This is a genomic window from Paenibacillus sp. FSL L8-0494 (genome assembly GCF_038003695.1).
Classification (GTDB): domain Bacteria; phylum Bacillota; class Bacilli; order Paenibacillales; family Paenibacillaceae; genus Paenibacillus_AQ; species Paenibacillus_AQ odorifer.
In genome coordinates this window covers 1-18,702 of record NZ_JBBOPQ010000002.1, presented here as the reverse complement: position 1 = coordinate 18,702, position 18,702 = coordinate 1, and the positions used below count along the sequence as shown (strand labels likewise).

General features: G+C 37.9%; 22 protein-coding genes. 2 read left to right on the top strand and 20 right to left on the bottom strand.

What is annotated here, in order from left to right:
• The first annotated feature begins 67 nt into the window (after positions 1-67).
• A complete protein-coding gene (locus NYE35_RS31135) occupies positions 68-211 on the top strand; it encodes a hypothetical protein (RefSeq protein WP_341122547.1) in 144 nt (47 codons plus the stop codon).
• A gap of 29 nt (positions 212-240) precedes the next feature.
• Positions 241-561, top strand: a complete 321-nt coding sequence (locus tag NYE35_RS31130; RefSeq protein WP_341122546.1) for a type II toxin-antitoxin system PemK/MazF family toxin — start codon at positions 241-243, stop codon at positions 559-561.
• Positions 562-656: 95 nt separating this feature from the next.
• Here NYE35_RS31130 and NYE35_RS31125 read toward each other — a convergent pair whose 3' ends face one another.
• From NYE35_RS31125 to NYE35_RS31035, 20 genes are all read right to left on the bottom strand, one after another.
• Complete coding sequence (locus tag NYE35_RS31125; protein WP_341122545.1) at positions 657-875, bottom strand: hypothetical protein; 219 nt, start codon at positions 873-875, stop codon at positions 657-659.
• 316 nt (positions 876-1,191) lie between these two features.
• On the bottom strand, positions 1,192-1,380 hold the full coding sequence (locus tag NYE35_RS31120) for a hypothetical protein (protein WP_341122543.1): 189 nt from the start codon (positions 1,378-1,380) through the stop codon (positions 1,192-1,194).
• 461 nt (positions 1,381-1,841) lie between these two features.
• A complete protein-coding gene (locus NYE35_RS31115) occupies positions 1,842-4,673 on the bottom strand; it encodes a hypothetical protein (protein WP_341122541.1) in 2,832 nt (943 codons plus the stop codon).
• Positions 4,674-4,695: 22 nt separating this feature from the next.
• Positions 4,696-5,286, bottom strand: coding sequence for a hypothetical protein (locus NYE35_RS31110; RefSeq protein WP_341122540.1), 591 nt, complete (start codon positions 5,284-5,286; stop codon positions 4,696-4,698).
• 133 nt (positions 5,287-5,419) lie between these two features.
• Positions 5,420-6,532: a WxL protein peptidoglycan domain-containing protein gene (locus NYE35_RS31105; RefSeq protein WP_341122539.1), complete on the bottom strand. Its 1,113-nt coding sequence runs from the start codon at positions 6,530-6,532 to the stop codon at positions 5,420-5,422.
• Positions 6,533-6,554: 22 nt separating this feature from the next.
• On the bottom strand, positions 6,555-7,235 hold the full coding sequence (locus tag NYE35_RS31100; protein WP_340953129.1) for a hypothetical protein: 681 nt from the start codon (positions 7,233-7,235) through the stop codon (positions 6,555-6,557).
• Positions 7,236-7,268: 33 nt separating this feature from the next.
• Complete coding sequence (locus NYE35_RS31095; RefSeq protein ID WP_076138957.1) at positions 7,269-7,451, bottom strand: hypothetical protein; 183 nt, start codon at positions 7,449-7,451, stop codon at positions 7,269-7,271.
• 37 nt (positions 7,452-7,488) lie between these two features.
• Positions 7,489-7,902, bottom strand: coding sequence for a prepilin peptidase (locus NYE35_RS31510; protein WP_445321975.1), 414 nt, complete (start codon positions 7,900-7,902; stop codon positions 7,489-7,491).
• A gap of 55 nt (positions 7,903-7,957) precedes the next feature.
• The gene (locus tag NYE35_RS31090) at positions 7,958-10,330 is read right to left on the bottom strand and encodes a CARDB domain-containing protein (RefSeq protein ID WP_341122537.1); all 2,373 of its coding nucleotides are present in this window, start codon (positions 10,328-10,330) and stop codon (positions 7,958-7,960) included.
• Positions 10,331-10,426: 96 nt separating this feature from the next.
• Positions 10,427-11,281 (bottom strand): copper amine oxidase N-terminal domain-containing protein, encoded by an 855-nt coding sequence (locus tag NYE35_RS31085; RefSeq protein WP_341122535.1) that lies wholly within the window; start codon positions 11,279-11,281, stop codon positions 10,427-10,429.
• Positions 11,268-11,627 (bottom strand): hypothetical protein, encoded by a 360-nt coding sequence (locus NYE35_RS31080; protein WP_341122534.1) that lies wholly within the window; start codon positions 11,625-11,627, stop codon positions 11,268-11,270. The genes NYE35_RS31085 and NYE35_RS31080 overlap by 14 nt, the downstream gene beginning before the upstream one ends.
• 70 nt (positions 11,628-11,697) lie before the next feature.
• Positions 11,698-12,378 carry an RcpC/CpaB family pilus assembly protein gene (locus NYE35_RS31075; protein WP_341122533.1) on the bottom strand — a complete coding sequence of 227 codons (681 nt, stop codon included), beginning with the start codon at positions 12,376-12,378 and terminating at the stop codon, positions 11,698-11,700.
• Between the two features lie 39 nt (positions 12,379-12,417).
• Entirely contained in the window at positions 12,418-12,837 is a 420-nt protein-coding gene (locus tag NYE35_RS31070; RefSeq protein ID WP_076273382.1) for a hypothetical protein, read from the bottom strand.
• Positions 12,838-12,841: 4 nt separating this feature from the next.
• Positions 12,842-13,255 (bottom strand): DUF4320 family protein, encoded by a 414-nt coding sequence (locus NYE35_RS31065; RefSeq protein WP_341032454.1) that lies wholly within the window; start codon positions 13,253-13,255, stop codon positions 12,842-12,844.
• A 16-nt stretch (positions 13,256-13,271) separates the two neighbouring features.
• Positions 13,272-13,499: a hypothetical protein gene (locus NYE35_RS31060; protein WP_341122532.1), complete on the bottom strand. Its 228-nt coding sequence runs from the start codon at positions 13,497-13,499 to the stop codon at positions 13,272-13,274.
• Positions 13,500-13,526: 27 nt separating this feature from the next.
• Positions 13,527-14,372, bottom strand: a complete 846-nt coding sequence (locus NYE35_RS31055) for a type II secretion system F family protein (RefSeq protein WP_341122531.1) — start codon at positions 14,370-14,372, stop codon at positions 13,527-13,529.
• A gap of 78 nt (positions 14,373-14,450) precedes the next feature.
• Positions 14,451-15,329 carry a type II secretion system F family protein gene (locus tag NYE35_RS31050; RefSeq protein ID WP_340953109.1) on the bottom strand — a complete coding sequence of 293 codons (879 nt, stop codon included), beginning with the start codon at positions 15,327-15,329 and terminating at the stop codon, positions 14,451-14,453.
• Positions 15,326-17,404 carry a CpaF family protein gene (locus tag NYE35_RS31045; protein WP_341122530.1) on the bottom strand — a complete coding sequence of 693 codons (2,079 nt, stop codon included), beginning with the start codon at positions 17,402-17,404 and terminating at the stop codon, positions 15,326-15,328. The genes NYE35_RS31050 and NYE35_RS31045 overlap by 4 nt, the downstream gene beginning before the upstream one ends.
• Positions 17,405-17,458: 54 nt before the next feature.
• Complete coding sequence (locus NYE35_RS31040; RefSeq protein ID WP_340953105.1) at positions 17,459-17,716, bottom strand: 3-isopropylmalate dehydratase; 258 nt, start codon at positions 17,714-17,716, stop codon at positions 17,459-17,461.
• A gap of 56 nt (positions 17,717-17,772) precedes the next feature.
• Positions 17,773-18,168, bottom strand: a complete 396-nt coding sequence (locus tag NYE35_RS31035; protein ID WP_341122529.1) for a hypothetical protein — start codon at positions 18,166-18,168, stop codon at positions 17,773-17,775.
• Positions 18,169-18,702: the final 534 nt, after the last annotated feature.

The following is an 18,702-nucleotide window of genomic DNA, read 5'->3' as shown; positions in this document are numbered from 1 at the left end:
CACTGTCAACAAGATTGTTTATTATCTTGGGGGTAATGAAATGTGTTTCAATGAGGAGGAAAATGACATGAGTACTATTCAAGAAAGACTGACTATTGCTAATGAAAAAGTGGATTCTGTAATTGACGATCTCTGGGCCAAAGGTGAAAAGAACTTAAAGAGATTAGAATCAGAATACAAAAAAAGAATAGAGGGGAGCGAAAAGGATTAGCTACTTACAAAATGTAGCATCCCCAATCTATGTATCATAATCGCGGAGATTTATATACAGTCCTTTATCCTTTTGATGATATGGACATTGAGAAATTAAGACCAGCCATAATCTTAGAAACCAAGGATAATCATTCTCTTGTCATTAAAGTAACCTCGCATGAGGAACGGAAAAATGATGGTGGGGATGTAAGTATCATCCATTGGAAAGAGGCTGGTCTTAGTTCTCCTTCTGTTGCAAGATGTTCTGACTTTGTTCCACTGCATCATGATAAAATCAAAAAATTTCTTGGTACACTACGACCTGAAGATATGATCAACGTTCTCGAAAAAATCTATCGTGACAAATAAGAAATAATACATACGCATAAAAAAGAAGCTAGCTGAATTCAGCTAGCTTCTTTTTTATGTTCTCTAATATTGCTTAATACAGTTCATGGTTTTATTTATTTTGCTTTATATCCTTCCTTTAACTTTTCTGCTACTTTCTCACGAAATACTGAAAAAGCAGTATCTTTATTATCTCCTTGATACCACATGTCTGTTATAGTCTGAGGGGTTTCACTAGACCAGCCCACCGTCCATATACCCGATATTTCATTAATGACCAGATAACCAGATTCTGAACCCCTTGTCATTCTCCATTCAAAATCATTAGTACTCATTCCGTCCCCGCCTTTATCTCTGAATATTTCAAGGGTTATATTGATTCAATCAGTGTAGACCATACGCGATCCACTACAGCTGTAGCTCATGCTCTCCTGGATGCTGCTAGCCCAGGACCTTGTTACCGCCGGCGCATCGATCCGTAGTCTTCAGCTGCTTACCTATCTGTCTGCAGGTTCCGGATCCGATCATTGCCCTGGCTAATTGCTACTGCTCACCGCTGGATCCCCTGCAGCTGCAGCTCACACTCTCCTGGATGCTATTAGCGCCCAGCCGCAATCTCTACACCAGGATCTATATAGACTAATAAGCCCTTTAAGATTCAGGAACTACTTTATAATAAACTGCTTCAATACTACCTTTAATTGGACGTGCACAAGCTCCAGTTCTTTTTAAATCAGAAATAATTATTTTTGCCTTTTCTTTGTCATGGAACCCCTCTAACATTTCTTCAGGTGTTGTATATTTTTCGAAACGTTTTCCGAAATAAATAGCAATTTTCATTTAAATCACTCCTTCTCTTCTTCAGCTTCATACCTAACTGTCATTGTTCCTGGCTAAATGCTACCGCTTACCGCTGGATCCCCTGCAGCTGCAGCTTACGCTCTCCTGGATGCTGCTAGTATCCAAGACCAGGTAGAGGTTAGTTCTTATTTACGTAATATTTACCGGCTCGACCTTGGAATATGCCGTAACTAGATGGGCAAAGAGTCAATTTATAATCATTACTAGCGTTATCACCTATAGTAAAGGAACCATCGTTCCAAGATCTTACCTGATCCACGTTTATCCCTAGATAGTCAGCTAACGCCGTTCGTTTATCATCGTCGCAAAAATCCACTTGATCCATTATTGTTCATCCTCTCAGATATTTATAAGTAAAAAAAACTGATTAATAGATCAAATTGATCCATTAATCAGCCTTTTCCAAATCACTAACCCTAAAGAAAGCCAGGTCTATTTAATTAAATTCCTGATGCAAGGGTGAAAGTAAACTGTGACCGGTATGTTCCTACTCGCAACCCCGTTTTTGCTCCAACTTGATAATTACTTCCACTTCCAGTTGAAACCACCTCAACTTTATCTGGAACTCTCAACATGTAGGACATTGGAATTTGATATTGTCCCATTCCTTGGAACTCCTCTGCTTTTGCTAATACTACTGGTTCAGCATTGAACACATAAGTGCCATTTAAGCTCAAATTAGTGTCTTGACCTGCCATTACTTTGGAATTTGAAACATCTACACTTAAAGAATTTGAAGGCATTTTAACTACCAGGTTATTCTCACCCAAGCTATTGTCGATTACTGGATCAGAAATGAAATCTGTTACCTTTAATGAGTAATTCCAGCCGGCTCCCGTCCCCCGTGAATCTTCAATAATTGAATTTGTCACACTATTAAGAACCTGATATTGATTTGTAGTACTAATGGTTACTGTGTCCAGCAGTAATCCATTAAATTGAGAGGAAAACCCTCCTGAAAGAACATTAAACGTTACATCTTCAGAACCGATTGGATTCCCCCAGCTTGGGTCCACCGTTGGTGCTGGTGTCACTGTTGGCGTTGGTGTCGCTGTTGGCGTTGGTGTCGCCGTTGGCGTTGGTGTCACTGTTGGCGTTGGTGTCGCTGTTGGCGTTGGTGTCGCTGTTGGCGTTGGTGTCGCTGTTGGCGTTGGTGTCGCTGTTGGCGTTGGTGTTGGTGTTGGTGTTGGCATTGGTGTCGCTGTTGGCGTTGGTGTTGGTGTTGGTGTAACTACAGGAACAGAAGTCACGGTTTCGGTAGCTTCCCCCAATAAAGCATCTGTAGTTTTATTCTTAATTGTCGCCTTTACTATGTGAGTCCCTTCAGAAATCTTTACAGGTGCAGTGTAAAGCGACTCCACCCCATCAATAGATACGTAGACTTTTGTGGTACTTGTGGGAGTAGAACCAATATCTACAGTTATAATGTCATCGCTAATTAATATCTTTGGATATCCTGCTGGGATAACTATAGGAGTATTTGTAAAAGTTTTCGTGAGTATTGTACTGTAAGTCGATCCATCGCCTGCTCTGGCTTTGAATGTTATAGAACCCGATTGTGTAATTACAATAGGTGCAGTATATGGAGTCCATGTTGTTCCATTATCCAGTGAATATTCCTTAACTGAACTTGTACCATAATCCACTGTTAGTGTGTTTCTATTATAACTATCTAGAATTTGTGAAGTTATGGTAGGCTCGTTAGGTGTAGTGGGAACATATCCCTCTGGTGCTATATTTGTCAAGCCAGGTATCTTCGAGCCTACACCCGTTGTCGGGCTAAGACTGTATACATTACCTGCTTTAGTTATACCTAATAAAACAGAGTCGCCTGTTCCAGCTCTTGGCTCAATAAAGCCAGCAAAAGCCTCTCCAACTACACCAGTTGTCTTGAATGTAGCACCCTTCCAGTAAACTAGGTCATTACCTGCCCCTCTAGAGGGCACTAGTGCATAAAAAGCTCCCATTCCCATTGTTTTATAAGTAGCGCCTTGTAGACCAGCGTAACCAATATCTGCGACATCAGTTAGCTCGTCATTAGGTCCGTAAACTCTCTTAGGCGCAGGATAAAGGCTACCTGCTACTCCTGCATAACCGCTATTATTCTCACCATACACAAAAATAGTGCCGTCTTCTTTTAGGATAAGATTTAAGCTTGTGAAGTTCGTAGATGTTGTTTTCTTGACCCCCGTGGTCAGAAGTTCTTTAGAAGAGAAGAAAACTCCTCCTGTGGTGTCTGGATACCACTTAGCCATGTTAGATTGACCCCATCTGTATAGATTTGATCCCTCTAGTGAGGTATACAACTCAAAATACCCTGATAAAAGTGAAACGTGAGTTTTCAATACCCCATTAGGATCCTCATTGAAAGGTACTAACGTTTTAGCGACATTCGATCCATCACTTCCACCATCAGACTGGTAATGGCTAGTGTATGTGTATGCTTTCCCATCTGCAATAAAATATCTTCTTGACTTATCAAAGTGATTATATGCAAAATTATAACTTCCATCTGCCTCTTTTTTGAGAGATCCATCAGAAGTCAACATTACATTGTTCACAAACTTCAAGTCAAAGGATCCATTCGTAAAAACAGGCATTCCAGTATGTGGCATAGATACTCCAGTATTGGCATTGAGTCCCAACAAATTGTAGCCCACAAAGAATACATCTATATCTCTCACAAATATAACACTCATGTCAGAATACACTAATATCTTCTTGACTCCATTAAGGTCGGTACCGTCTGTGCCATTCTTGACAAAACCAGGTGTGGTTCTATCTGCCATACTCCCTGCCCCTAACTGACCTTTGATTCCTTCTCCCCACGCATGTACTTTACCATCACTTGTAAGTGCGAAGTAACTGGGTGCTAAAACACCTGATACGTACGTACTACTTAACTTATAAGAAATCAAGGATGTGTATTTCAAAGCACTTATTTTAGTATTTGTAGAAGAATTCCAAATGTATCCGTCTCTGTCTCTATAATATCCTGGTACACGGTCTAGGATATTAGCATCGTACGGATACTCCAATGTGTTATTGTGGAAATAAGCTTTCGACTGATCAGAAAATGTAACTGTAAAATATACGTCATTATCTTGAGCGTATGTTGTAGTTACATCAACTACAGACTTAAAAGATGCACCCTGTGCCTTAGGTGCCATTCCAGAAAAGGTTAATGCCGGAACTAGTAACATTAAAACTAAGAAAAATATAAATCCACTCTTAGTCTTCTTATACGCAGTGTGAGTTTGTTGTTTCCTCATTGTTTTCCTCCAGTATTTGAATTTATATTCCCGCTGTTGCAGTGTAACTAAATGTTGAGGTATAGGTACCTTGTAGCAAACCTACCTGTTGACCGTTACTACCCATAATCAGCTTAGGAACGTTCAAGGTGTAATTAACTAAAAATTGATGAGTTCCCGCCCCTTCAGAGGGAATCACAGCTACAATACGACTGTCTGCTGAAGAGAGCACCTGTTGATTTGCTAACTCTCCCTTGGCTCCTTGGAAATCAATTGGTGTCCCGACAATAGCACTTTTGTACAAGGTTGAGAACGATACAGCTGATGCAGGAATGACAAATTCAACTGCCTTTCCACCTACCATTTTTGTCAGTTTAAAATCGGAAGCTCTGAGTACAACACCCCAACCAGCTGCAGTACCACGCGCATCTAGTACATACAAATTACTGTTAGCAGCTGAACTCTGGTTCTGCTTCAAATCAAGCGTTACATCCGTAAAGGTTGGTTTCGTTTGAGTTATTTGAAGCCCCGCACCAGTTACCACAACTTCTGATTCACCTGTATCTGCGGCATAAGCAGACATTGGAGCTGCTAAGGCTATCAGCATTAAAATACTTAATAATACTTTTTTCATGATTCTCCTCCTCGAAAATTTATCTTTGTTATAAATCAGCCTACACTGCGAACATCACCACCTCCTTTCAAGACAATAAAACAACAAAAAACGAACCCTAAAAAATATAGAGTCCGTTCTTAATAATTCCTTCTTAGTTTTCTATTTGCTTATCTACGGGTTTAATAACCTCCGGATCAGACTCTTTCTCTTCTTCCTTTTCCTTTTTCCGTTTCCAAAGCAGTAACAACAACCAAAAAAACAAAAAGAAAAAGATAACAATAATTATGATTACTAAAATAACTACCCAAAGATGAAGCTCTAACCAATCCCAAAATGTTTGAGTTACTTCTATTTTTCCGTTTTGTATTAAAGCCTCTTTAGATACGTTAGATTGCTCAGGACTAATAGAAAACGAAAAAGTACGACTTATTGTTTTTCCGGAAAAAGTCGCTTCATAATACGCCTCGTATGTGTCTGGTAACAAAAGAGTCTCATTCACGATATAAACCATATCTGCTGTTGTCCCACCATAGATTGACTCTGCAGCGTAATCCTGTTTATAGATTATTTGACCTTTACTATCATTTATACGAATTTTACCTTTAGGTTTTTCAAGTATAGTTCCTGAATTACTGAGCTCCACCGTCAGCCTGGAATATCCCGAACTAACATAATCATGTTTAAAACTATCAATACTCATATTATGCTTCGCCTGATCTGCTTTGTATTCCAGAACCATCTGCACGCCACTTCGGTTAACCACATCAATGGCTAATGATGCTTGCTGCCCCTGAATGTTAGGATTCTGTTCTGTTGCCTTGATCAGCTCTTCAGCAGCAATAACGCCGACATACTGACCTGGAGTAATATCCGCTGGTACAGTCAATTTATAAGTAAAACTGCGTTCTTCTTTTGGCTTCAGAGTGAATTCATTCACTCCTTGCGGCTCCAGCCATTTTCCCACGAGCTTAAGTTCCTGATCCTTTTCCGAAAAGCTTCTCCCCCCATTCTGAGCTGGTAGAGCATCTGCTGGATACATTTTAATCTTCACAGGATTGTCTTTTGCATTTCGAATGAAAAAAGTATATTCCCGAGTGTTACCAGGCTTGATCTGGTCTTTATAGTAACCTCGACCTTCTTCCACTTCTTTAGTTGGTGAAAGTACAAATGAGCTTTCTGCGTTTGCCATCCCCACCAAAAAAACACACCAGATCATCAAAACGGATGAAATGATTTTGAAATAACCGGTCCTTATTTTCTTCATTTTTTCTTTCCTCTCTAACTTCTTAAATTCCTGAAACCAATGTGCAAGTCATTGTTGATGAATAACTTCCGGTTAACATGCCTATTCTTCCCTCAGGTATTGACATCCCCTGGGCGTTCTTAATATCAAGTAAAGCCGGTACGCTGATATTTAGATTAATAGCAGCCTTAAATGTACCTCTACCAGATCCCTCTGAAGCCTGAAGAACAGTCTGCGAGTCCGAGAAAAATCCAGAACCTAAGAATATCCCCTCTGGATTCCCCTCACTAGCCTCTAAATCAGTAACCGTGAAAGCAACATAACTTGACGGGAAACTTGCGGTTACGTGACGATTATCCGAGTAAGATCTAGTCACAATAAAATCCTGCATTGATATATCGTATTGCCACCCACTTTCTGATGAATTCCCAATCTCCACAGTAAGAGTTTTCGAAAGTGTTACTCCAGACATATCAATACTGGGAGAGTCTATTGAAGGTACAACCTTCAGTAATTGAGAAGAGTACACTTCAGTTATTACTGTATCTTTCTCAACTTTATAAACATCATCTAGGACACTCATCTCCACATTCATCTGTTCATCTGAACTCACATGATTTTCTTCTACATTATCGGCAAGCACCTCTGTTATTGAACCGATATTAAGAAAGCCTCCAACAGTCAGAAAAAAGATAATAAATATGTATATCCAAGTTTTTTTCATTTCAACAACACCTTTCATCCAACATAATGTGTGTCAGATTTTCATTTCAATGAGACGCTTCACAGAGAGTGAAATGGGCATATCAAGATCTGTTTGAAAATATTGACTAGCCTCACGTAATGCCAATGAATAAGCTTCTTCAACATTCACATTGGAAGCACGGATATTTCTCACAGCAAGTTCAACGATTTTTGAATTAATAATACTATTCTCCATGTTCATTCTTCCTTTCAAAAATAGGTCAAGTTCTAAATCAATAAAGTAAAATAACGCTACAAAAAACCCCAAACGTCAAGAATGGAGCTAATGGGATTGACTTAACATTTACTCTATCTTTTAAGAGTCGGAAGATAAGATATAGCATCGCAGAGATGCTCATCCCCATTATCACAAAGAGTGTGTTTTCCAAACCAAGAACCAGTCCAATCAATGCAATTAGCTTAATATCGCCAGCACCAATCGCGTTTGAGTTAACAAAAAAAAGAATTGTGAATATTAAAGCTGGTATGAGCCCGAAATAAAACTGGACATCAAACATTCTGATTACGAAGATCAATATAAGCAAAGGATGAATGATTTTGTTTGGAATTCTTCTTGTCCTGATATCCGTATAGCTAAATATCATACAGATTAAAATTAGAGCAATAAGCAGCAGTATAATATTCACCTCCAAATCAAAATAACAATAGCCATATCCGAGGATATGGCTACTGTTAACAGAATTAATTACTCTTTAAATTTTGAACATCATCATACATTGAACCCCATATTTCAACCTTCTTTTCAAAACATACTTTCAATCCAGTCATACCTGATTCAGATGAGTATACTTTTATTGTGTAGGATCCATTAGGTGAGTTAACAGCAGTGAAAAATTTCCTGTCATTATATACTTTCCCTGAATCCGATTTTACGCTTTGTATTGGCAACTCCCAAGTTGCTGTATTATTATTACCCGAGGTTTTTTCCATTTTAATAGTTTTAACCAGAGTACCTCTCGTATCATAAACCATCGCATACATTGCGTCCGGACCTTTAAAGCTTCCACCTATCGGCTCTGCAGTATTATTCAACCCCGTTGGTACTTTTGTTTCCCAATCATTGCTATAGTCAGTATTCACCTTAACCTCAAAACCATATCCTGCCCGAGTAATCATATTAGGATCTTTAGAAGATTTATTTGCATAAGGTATGATTTCCCATGATCCTCTACTTTCCCGATCAGATTCTTTAGGTTTCTTGAGGTCCGTTGCAATCCCTTGCTTTGTAGTAACTGTTGAGGTTACTTTCAACTCTTCTTGATACGAGACACTTCTGTTTTCCCAAATGGGATCACTATAGTCAGTGTAACTATATGAACTATAGTACTCTTTCCCATTAATATCTTTCCAGGTGTAATAACTAGTCTTAGTGTGATATCCCGTTATAAGACTATATGTTACTTTCCAATCCCCTTCTAGCTTAGGTGAACAATTTCCGTCACTCGATCCAGAACGCCCGTTTATTGTGCATCCAGTAGATGCAATATTGTTTGAACGATCCTTATCTTCAACCTCATTCAGTGGATCTACATGAACTGTGATATTGTGTACTCCCTCACCACCAGACCAAGTAAACCCGCCGACAGTAGCCGTTTGATTAGCCAATAGATCTTTTCTTAGCTCATGAATTTGGTTTCCATTATCATAGAAACGAATACGCACATTAGATTTACCATTATCACCGATATTTTTAACTTTAGCAGAAATTATAGATGAATCTCCAACTACTAACGTTGAAGGGGCTGCCCTCACTGATTGGGCAACCAAGTCAGTTAATGGTTCAGCCACTTCGATTAACCACTCACCACTTATTTCATTGTTAAGATATGCTGCAGCTGGTGACTCCAGCGCACGATTCTGATGATTTGGATTGTTGATCGTTGCTTTCGCCTTAATATAATATTTACCAGGCTTTTTCCCAACATCGATTTTACCTAGAAAAAAGGATAATGTTGTACCATTGGTTATAGTTTGAGGTAGCGCCGTCTGGTTACTATACATAGTGAACTCGCCAGTCACTGCACCACCGATTTTCATTTCTGCAGTATTAGGGATTCCAGCTACGTTAACTGAATCAGAAGTGATAAAATCTTCTCCATCATAACGAACTTTAGCCCATAACTGACCACCTTCTGTAAGCGTTAATTCAGTTGGTTTATAGTCCATAGGTGTATTGTCAGCCAGTGTCAAACTCTTAATAGCGGTTCTGCCATAACCATCCTCTACAATAATATCAACGTCTTTCCCTAGAACTTTAACAATCTTCTTAGCTTCGAAATTGAGAGTTTTACTTAAGGTATCTTCAGTAGTATTTATCAATTTCCCATCTGTTAAGGAGACAACGTTACTTAGATCCGGAAAAGCTCCTTTAGGCGCTGCAACTACACGAATATTACGTTCACTATAACCTGAAGCAGTAAAACTTATTGTCAAATTATTACCCTGGACAACGTTCAATTCAGGCCAAGGTGAACCACTGTAATAAGCGGTTCTCTCAGTTTCAGATGTTTTTTCAGTTTTCACAAATTTTATTCCCAATCGCTGTACTATTCCCGATGTACGAATGAGAGGGTAATAGTTTTCCAATTTATAAAAAAAGGGATGCCCTTCTTTAAAAATCGCATCATCAGCACTTAACATGAAATTATCACGATAATACTTTAGTTGTTTAGTACTTACAGTTAGATTATTGGAATTAATTGCATCAAATAATGTACCAAAGCTTGATGCACTTTTATACACCAAACCAAACCCATTCTCTTTATCAAAATCTTCCCCTGGACTATTTTTCACATTGAAAACATCATAATTATTAATAATGCTTGATTTATTATTTGGAAAATTAAAAACACTTTTCCAGCCCGTTAACTTCCACACGTTCCCGTTAACATCTTTATCAATGGCTGGAATATAACCATTAAGCGCAGTCCCTTCATAGTCATAGTTCCAGAGAGGCACATATTTTTTCACCATTGGATCAGCTGACGCAGCGCTAGACACTGCACCGAATATAACAAAGAAGCATGAGATAATTAGCATTATTTTCCTTTTCAAACGTAACCCTCCTCTTTTCTCTTAGCAAAAAGACCCCTCATTTTAAAGGGGTCTTTTTGCTAAGATTATGATTTTTATTCGACTCATAAAAGCAGATTACTTTAAAGATTGGGCTGCTTTAATTACTTCAGACAAAAGGCTCTCATTTTCTCCGTTTTTGACTACTGCATCTTTCTTATGTTCGGAAAAATCCCTTACAAGGTTTGAATCTTGAACATCAAAAATAACTGAAAAGTTTTCCCAAAATGCATTTGTAGGATCTACCATCGAGAAAGAAACAAATCCCTTTCCTTGTCCAACAGCAAAAGTATATTTATTCCCTGGTGTTAACAAACTACCACCGCCAGGATTATAATATGTTCCCTTCACATCTTTCGGAAGCGTAAAAGTAACCACGCCGTTTGTAAGGCTTATATTATCCACAAACAAAACTTTTCCAAGGTCTTTGTTTTCTTGATTCCAACCGAAATCCTTATTAGGCTGCTGTGATCCATTATCAACTGGTTTCTTTGTATCAGTTGTAATACTCACAATTCTTTGTTTCTGATCCCATCCGACTTGAGCTCCTAAAGCCTCTGACACAAATCGCAGTGGAACAAAGACACGGGATTGCTGTAAACGTGCCGGAACATCAAGTTTTTTTATAACAGTATCCACCACTACAGAAGTGCTGTTTACCTTCATTGTAATCTTTTTATCACCTTGTTGAACTGTAACTACTCTTTCTTTGCTATAGCCCACATTTGCGCCCAATGCTTCAGACACAAATCGAATAGGAATCATCACCCTATCACCTTCTGTATAGGGTTTTGCATCTGGAAATGTGACGTTTTTATTATTCACCTTTACCGTGACTCCCTGAACTTGGGCAGCAGAAACACCAGCAATACCAACAATATTAAAGAGCATGAGGAGAGAAATTATCAACTTCATACTTTTATTCGTTTTCATTTTGATCACCCTTTCCCTTATTTTCATACGGTACTACTTCATAAAGATTTTTAAATAATTTATTAATTGAAGTTGTTGCTTCATTAAATATTTGTTGACTTTGCTGCACCTTTTCTTTCCATTCAGTACCACCAAAATCATTCACTTTCGCACCTAAAAGCTTTATTGCTGTTCGTATCGCTTCTGAACTATCTACGTTGTTTATTTCACAGTAATTTTGTAGTATCTTAGCTGATTCATCATCCAGCCTCAATCCTGTTCGTTTGACCTTCGGATTCTCTGCTGGAGGTCGCCCTCTATTCCTTTTTTTCACTTGGTTTAAAGGCGTTTCTTTCTCCCTCATCATATCACCTTATTTTATGTCATACCTAATTATAATTTTTGTCTGACATAAAGTAAAGATAATTTTCAGACTATTAAGATTTTATACCTACCGGAAGTAAGTACACCTTTCCACTCTCCTGGTATTCCATGATAGCAGCGGCTTGCTCAACGGTCACTTCAAGCACAACTACTACTGGAATGAGACTATTACCTGATGCTGCATCAGGTGCTGTTCCTTCTGAATTCAGGCGCTTTAAGACCTTAATATTAGTTAACTTTGGATCTACAACTTTTTTGCTAAGGTTTGTAGCCTCATCCCTTACATAAGCGATAACATCGACATAGACACCAGGTTTAGCGTCATCCCCTGCAGATCGGACTAAATCAGTGGCTATCCCGATTTCAGTCATTCCCTCTTTAAGACCAATACTACTGCCAACTTCTGAATTCAAGGATGTCGTATTATAAGTTGTCCTAACCGGTTCGTTATTTCTAATACCAAACTCACCTGCATAAAGATCACCGAATTTGAGATCTTCAGCATCAAGAACCGCATCTGTTGGAATTTCACTCAGAACTATTTCGCGATATTGCAACTTGTCTTTTGTTATTTCGGTAAATGGTGCAATGTCCTGTTTGGCTACAACAACCCTTTGCGTTTCTACCTGTTGAGATATATTTCTATTTTGAACGGTGTTAACTCCGATTAATATTACAAGCCCAATAACGATAAATGAAAGAGCCCGTGTATATTTGTTCCAAAATCGCTTCAAAAGATTACGCCTCCTCGTTAATGTGTTCCTTTTTTTCTGTTATATATAAATACTCTCATACGCTATTCTTCGACTTAATGAAAGAGGATAACTTATTTCTTTTATTGAGTATGAAATCCTTGTTTTGAACTCAACCTGAATCCAAGGGATTCCATCTGAATCATAAGAGATCTTTAAATCTAACTGACTTCCGCTCATGTATGCATTCTCCATCAATGGATCAAGGTTCATATAGCGAATAAATTCACGCTTCACTGCACTCCTCAGCATATCTTCATCAAGTGTTACCGTACCTTGTTGAGCATCCGTTACAATTCCTGACTCAATTATCCCAGCATCAATTGAATGCTCGAAAGCCCGTCCTGACTTGGCGTATAGATAGCTAACTGAATATGTGTCAAAGGAGAAAATGAAAAAGAATGTCCCTATTAGAATAGCCCCCCATAATTTCATCCACATTTAGTTACCCTCCTTCTCTGATCAGCTTATGGGCAAGACCTGTAACCTTAACGTTAATGGGCAAGCTAAAGGTTAATCCTAAAATTTTGGCAGCATAAATATCTACTGTCCTTGATGCCTTTATCTCTAATACGTCCCCTCTCTGTACAGTCTGTGAAGTAGCTTGGAAAGTTACCTTCGAAGGATCCATACCAGCCCTTACCAATAAATCATTAAATTGTTGTCTAGTTTGTGCGTTAGCGCCATTTTGCACTTTCATTACTTGCAAAACTTCATTAGCAGCACTGTTAATAATGCCCTTGGCCTCTGTGTACTGCCATATTGACAATCCGAACATGACAAAAAAAGTAACTATTAGAGAATAAAAAAGGATAGAGACATGACTGTCCCCATCCTCTCTTTTTATCAAATTCTTCATTTCTCTTCTCATAAAATCAGCTAATTTCATTGACTTTGCTGGAAATTTTACCGAAAATCAACGGAATCAGTGTATCTTTAAACAGTACAAAAACAACAACAATCAATATAATAGCTACTAATGTAACTACAACCCAATTCACGCCATCGCCTTTATCTCCATTGATAAGGGACATACTTTTAGCATAAAGTTTAGCACCTACATTTTTAAAATTATTTTTAGCTTTTCCGATGATACTAGACATATAATATCTCCTCCATATTTTAATTTTTTAAAGTGCAGCTAGACCTGCAAAAAGTTTAAATGCCATCAAACCCATAAAAATCATGTCATGAAAGATTAGAATCCCGTAGAATAAATTCATTTTTTCGGGATTTCCTTTAGTGAGCTCTATCAGTGAAAGTCTACGTAAATCCCTTAAATCATTTTTTATTGAGTTTAAATCATCTTCCCCTTCGTGGAATCCTTTCTCCAAAATAACATTGACTACAGATACAAAATCGTACATTACTGGAAGATCAATATCTTCTGCAAAGATTTTCAGTGCGTCTTTCATTAACATCCTGTCGCTATTAGCAATTAAACGCTTGAGCATTTGCCCAAGAAGTTCGCTACCTTGATTACTGGCTGCTTCGAATATACCTTTTAAGGGCTTACCGACCTCTAGCGCATTAATCATTTTGCTAATGAGATTTGGAAGATCCCTAATCAATAAATTCTGCCTTTTTTTGTGCTGTTTTGAAATATCATTAATATCGTTCCAAATTAAAAGCCCCACTGAAAGTGGGACTAATGTATAAAGTATTGGCATATGCGTCACTACTGGTAACAACACCATTATTGGAACAAACAGTAATGATTTTAGTATCGTTTTTGCAATGAAATATGGGTAACTATCCTTTTTATTCAGAGTCAAATATTTTGCCCTTGTAGCTTCTCCAAATATTTGATCTAACCATTTCCATTTTTCAATCCGGTCCGAAAAAAGAACAAGAAAAGAATTTTGTTCCATTCTCCGGATTTCTTTCTCGTCCATATTAAGAAAAACAGCCATTTTTGTTATTTTTTTTTGCCTATCAAATCCAGGCAAGATAATAGACAGCACTGGCAGAGACATGATTAGTATCACAATTGAAAACAAAAATGAAAGATTCGTTTTTTTCACCTCCTTTAATTAATTTATAAATAATGTTCATTACAAGTTGTCTAAATTTAATCTTAAATACTTATCCCTGCCCAAATATGCGAAAAAAGTAGTCAACAATAAGGTTCCAACCAATATTTTGCCTGGTGTAGTCAATAAGGTTAATGACGAACCAATACTCTCCATATTTTTTTCAAGATAAGCGAATAAAAAAATTATTGCCCATCCTGCAGGAAAAATAACGAAAAACTTATTTCGTTTAGTCCTGTTCTCAACATCAATAGTTTGGAGCAAGGCGATGTCACTCTTAATATCATCATTTGACTCCTTAATACTTTTAATGGACTTCGTATGGAACCCATCAATATTCCCCATTATTATCTTTTCACATAGATCATCGAACTTCCGAAACTGAACTTTAGCACTCATTTGCTTTAGAGCAGTTCGTGGATCTACCCCAAGTAAAAGAGAATTATACAGATTTTCAAAAAGTGGTTTAGTGACACCAGACATTACTGGCAAAGACATTTCTAAAGATTTTTGAAGAGATTTGCAATCCCTCATCATGGATACTAAAAGTCTTACATTTGTGGGCAGATTAAAAAGCATAGCCTTTCTTCTAGAATATTTTAATTTTGAAAAGACTAATCGCGGCACAAAAAAACCGATAACTGTTCCGACTACTGCGAACATTAGGTTATCGGTTATAAACGCGATTGAAATTCCTACCACCATTGAAATTATCATAAGAATAATATAGTGCTTTAGCTGAAACTTTAAGCCTAGATCAGTGGCTTGATCCTTTACACTATCAAAACCAAAAGCATTTCGTAGCCGGTTACTCCTCACTTCACTTTTTTTCTTAGGTAATAAGCTGGATATACCATAAGTTATAACAATAACTGCAAATGCAATAAGTGCAAAACTCATATACCCTCCACCTCACACCAGCGATGATATTCTTTTTCATCAGGTTCTTCTGATTGAATTTTTTCCAAAAAGCTTGTTGATTTAATCTTATTTTTAAACTCTAAAACCTGAGTCGTGGGGTTATACTTGAAAATTGTATTTAAAACAGGCTCCTCTGTTCCTTTGTAACTAATCAGTTCACTTATTTCCATCAAAACTCTCACACCAGTTTTCTTCGATCTTTTCTGAAATAATATAAGATCCAAGGAACCAGCAACTTGCGCTGCAGCTGCATTAGTATTCCCGTTAAGTTGCAATAACCGTACACCTGCTTCTGCTGCGCTATTGGCATGAATGGTTGTCCAAATAACATGACCTGTATTCATGGCAATTAAAGCTTCAGAAGCCGCCTCTTCATCTCTTATTTCGCCAATAGCCAACACAGAAGGCTTTAACCGAAGAGTAGCCTTAACTAATTTTCCAATACCATAACTTTTGTCTTTATCCTCAATATTTTTAACTAACAAGGATGGTAAATTGGGATAATCTTTATATTGCAATTTGCTTGCATACATCAACTCCTCAGAGTCCTCAATTGAAATGATTCTAGTAATCTTTGGAACATATTGAGGGAACATAAGCAATTTAGCAGTTTTACCACTGTTTGTTCCGCCAGCAACCAGAGTATTCGCCCCCATTTTTATGGCGAATTGAAGAAACTCGGTTCCTTCCAGGCTTATATTTCCATAGGCTATACATTCTTCGTCTGTGTATACGTTAGGAGGAAATTTTCTTATTGAAATAAGAGAGTGACCACCACTCACCCCTGAGTAATGTTTATTATCTGCAACAGCACAAATTCTAAAGCCTCGATAGTTAGCATCAATAATTGGTTCATTACTCGACAATGGCTTTCCTATCGGCATCAGCATTTTGTCAATGGTCTGTATTAAATGCTCCGTACCCTGAAATTTTATATGCTCCATATGGACATCTTTACCATTAATTTCTGCAATGACCTGATCAGGACCGTTGATTTCGATTGAACTAATGGTAGGATCATCTAAAATTTCCTGGATTACACCAAGCTCTGTAATTTCTTTTTGCACCATTTCAATAACATCAGTGATTGGCATCGTAAAAACAAAATCCGTGATACTTCTCACCATATCAGCAATCAAATATTTAATTTTTTGTCTTTTATCTTCGTTTGTCAGTGAACTCACATAATCATCTAAATGCCCCTCAGCGAGTTGTCCTCTTATTCTTTCAGTAATAGATGTTATGTTCTTCATTTCCAAGTCCGAAAGTTCTGTCTTTGCTTCTCTTAAATGATATTTAAGAGTTAAATGATCCATTGGATCAATCAGCCCAATATTTTCATTTCCTGTTTTGAGGCTATTTCGCGGACTCCATTGAATTCCATTAGGCTCAATTTCCGAAAATTTTTTGGCTAGTTCGCTGTGTTTGGTATAAATTGCGATATTATTAGATTGCAAATGATTAGTGGCAGAAAATAAAATCAGCCTTTCTTTCTCTATACCAAACACTTCATTACTTTTTTTAGAAAAAGTATAATTATTCACGAATTCAATTTCACTCAAACTATAGAAAACAATGATATCTGCAACTTTCATTCCATACAAAGTTGCTGGATGAATCATTGTTCCTTGACTAACGAAAAAAATATAATCATACATACTGGAAAGTTTATTCTTTAAATAAAGCGGTAATTCGATCAATGAACTGTTGCTGTTAATTCTTCTAGTAACAGGATTTTCAGGGTTAGATCGTGGATTCATCAATATATAATCACTGCTATCATTCTTCGTGTAAATATATTCACTCATTTCAGCTGGTGCATTGCGGTCATAGTCCAAGAGTAACTGATCCATGGACTTTTCCTTATCAATCTTGACCGCTTCTTCACCTAGCGCATAAGCTATCCGTGGAATACCAAGACATGGAAATTCAACAATGATACTTTTTTTATTTTTTGGAAGTTGTCCAATTGTCTTTTGCAAATATCCGATAGTATCACCACCACCAGGATTTGCAATCATCAGTGTTCTACTATCCGTTTTAATTTCCGACATATCTTTCATTTTTCCTTTCTATAATCCTATTTTATATAGCTTACTTCAGTAGCCTTATATCATATCCTGTAACCAAACAATATCTTCAAATCCTGTAAACCCTCCAGCATCTAAAATCTCTTTGAGAGCATTTTGACCACCTATCGGATTATACGGGCAATTAGGGCTATGACAAAAAGCCAGATACCCCAACTTAGGATGTTTAAATGCGTATCCGCGCGGCATAATATAACCGCCACTCACCTTAAATTTTTGTGTTCCCAACTTTACGATCTCCAAAGCATCATTAATTAATTTGGTAGCCTCTAGCAATTTTATTTCCTCCTTCTCTCGCCTTTAACATCATTAAAACAAAAGGAACAGCACTATTAACTGTGCTGTTCCTTTTGTTTTAATATCGTCCACATTTCTTTAACTCTTTCTATTGATTGAATTCCACCTTTCCAAAAAATAGATGAATCTAATTTGAATAACTCTTCTTCAAATTCTTTTTCAGCTACTTCGTAATCACTATCGATCATAACTACTCGCTCTGGATTTATATTTTCATCTGAAACAACGGCACATGCCTCTTCAAGATTCATTCTCTGACTCAGCAGTTTCAGTTTTAGTAGCGCAATCATATCTTCATCAGTCAATTTTCTTCGTTTCTCTTTACGCCCGAATTGATACCCAGCATTCTCTAAACTGTAAACCCAGCGCCTCGCAGAGCTTTCAGCAAGTTCTAAAACTTCTGCCGCCTCTTTAAAAGACCAGATTCCCATGTTACCCCCCTCTTTAAACAAAAAAAGCGCCTACTATCGGCACCTTCACGCTTAATATGATTTTCGAAAGAAGTATCACTTCTTAACTCAATGTCCCTCGTGTAACTGCCTGGTGTCAAAAATTATCATGTTATAAGAATATCACGTATTTCAGCCTGTAACGTACCTAAAAAGTATGATACAAGTATGATTTGAAATATTTAGCTGTAGCAGCATCCAGGAGAGCGTGAGCGGTAGCAATTAGCCAGGGCAAAATGCTCAGATCCGGAACCTGCAGACACTTAAGTGAGCTGCTGATCGATGCGCCGGCGATACCTGGTCCTGGGCGCTGGATCGCATCCAGGATAGCGTGAGTAGCAGCTGCAGGAGATCCAGCGGTGAGCGGTGGCAATTAGCCAGGAACAATGCTCAGATCCGGATCCTGCAGACACATAAGTGAGCTTCTGATCGATGCGCCGGCGGTAGCTGGTCCTGGGCGCTGGACCGCATCCAGGAGAGCGTGAGTAGCAGCTGCAGGGGATCCAGCGGTGAGCA

Bases quoted from the DNA above. Each gene is read 5' to 3' on its own strand.
- NYE35_RS31135 (WP_341122547.1), top strand. From the start codon at position 68: ATGAGTACTATTCAAGAAAGACTGACTATTGCTAATGAAAAAGTGGAT.
- NYE35_RS31130 (WP_341122546.1), top strand. From the start codon at position 241: ATGTATCATAATCGCGGAGATTTATATACAGTCCTTTATCCTTTTGAT.
- NYE35_RS31125 (WP_341122545.1), bottom strand. From the start codon at position 875: ATGAGTACTAATGATTTTGAATGGAGAATGACAAGGGGTTCAGAATCT.
- NYE35_RS31120 (WP_341122543.1), bottom strand. From the start codon at position 1,380: ATGAAAATTGCTATTTATTTCGGAAAACGTTTCGAAAAATATACAACA.
- NYE35_RS31115 (WP_341122541.1), bottom strand. From the start codon at position 4,673: ATGAGGAAACAACAAACTCACACTGCGTATAAGAAGACTAAGAGTGGA.
- NYE35_RS31110 (WP_341122540.1), bottom strand. From the start codon at position 5,286: ATGAAAAAAGTATTATTAAGTATTTTAATGCTGATAGCCTTAGCAGCT.
- NYE35_RS31105 (WP_341122539.1), bottom strand. From the start codon at position 6,532: ATGAAGAAAATAAGGACCGGTTATTTCAAAATCATTTCATCCGTTTTG.
- NYE35_RS31100 (WP_340953129.1), bottom strand. From the start codon at position 7,235: ATGAAAAAAACTTGGATATACATATTTATTATCTTTTTTCTGACTGTT.
- NYE35_RS31095 (WP_076138957.1), bottom strand. From the start codon at position 7,451: ATGGAGAATAGTATTATTAATTCAAAAATCGTTGAACTTGCTGTGAGA.
- NYE35_RS31085 (WP_341122535.1), bottom strand. From the start codon at position 11,281: ATGAAAACGAATAAAAGTATGAAGTTGATAATTTCTCTCCTCATGCTC.
- NYE35_RS31080 (WP_341122534.1), bottom strand. From the start codon at position 11,627: ATGATGAGGGAGAAAGAAACGCCTTTAAACCAAGTGAAAAAAAGGAAT.
- NYE35_RS31070 (WP_076273382.1), bottom strand. From the start codon at position 12,837: ATGTGGATGAAATTATGGGGGGCTATTCTAATAGGGACATTCTTTTTC.
- NYE35_RS31065 (WP_341032454.1), bottom strand. From the start codon at position 13,255: ATGAAGAATTTGATAAAAAGAGAGGATGGGGACAGTCATGTCTCTATC.
- NYE35_RS31060 (WP_341122532.1), bottom strand. From the start codon at position 13,499: ATGTCTAGTATCATCGGAAAAGCTAAAAATAATTTTAAAAATGTAGGT.
- NYE35_RS31055 (WP_341122531.1), bottom strand. From the start codon at position 14,372: ATGTCTCTGCCAGTGCTGTCTATTATCTTGCCTGGATTTGATAGGCAA.
- NYE35_RS31050 (WP_340953109.1), bottom strand. From the start codon at position 15,329: ATGAGTTTTGCACTTATTGCATTTGCAGTTATTGTTATAACTTATGGT.
- NYE35_RS31045 (WP_341122530.1), bottom strand. From the start codon at position 17,404: ATGTCGGAAATTAAAACGGATAGTAGAACACTGATGATTGCAAATCCT.
- NYE35_RS31035 (WP_341122529.1), bottom strand. From the start codon at position 18,168: ATGGGAATCTGGTCTTTTAAAGAGGCGGCAGAAGTTTTAGAACTTGCT.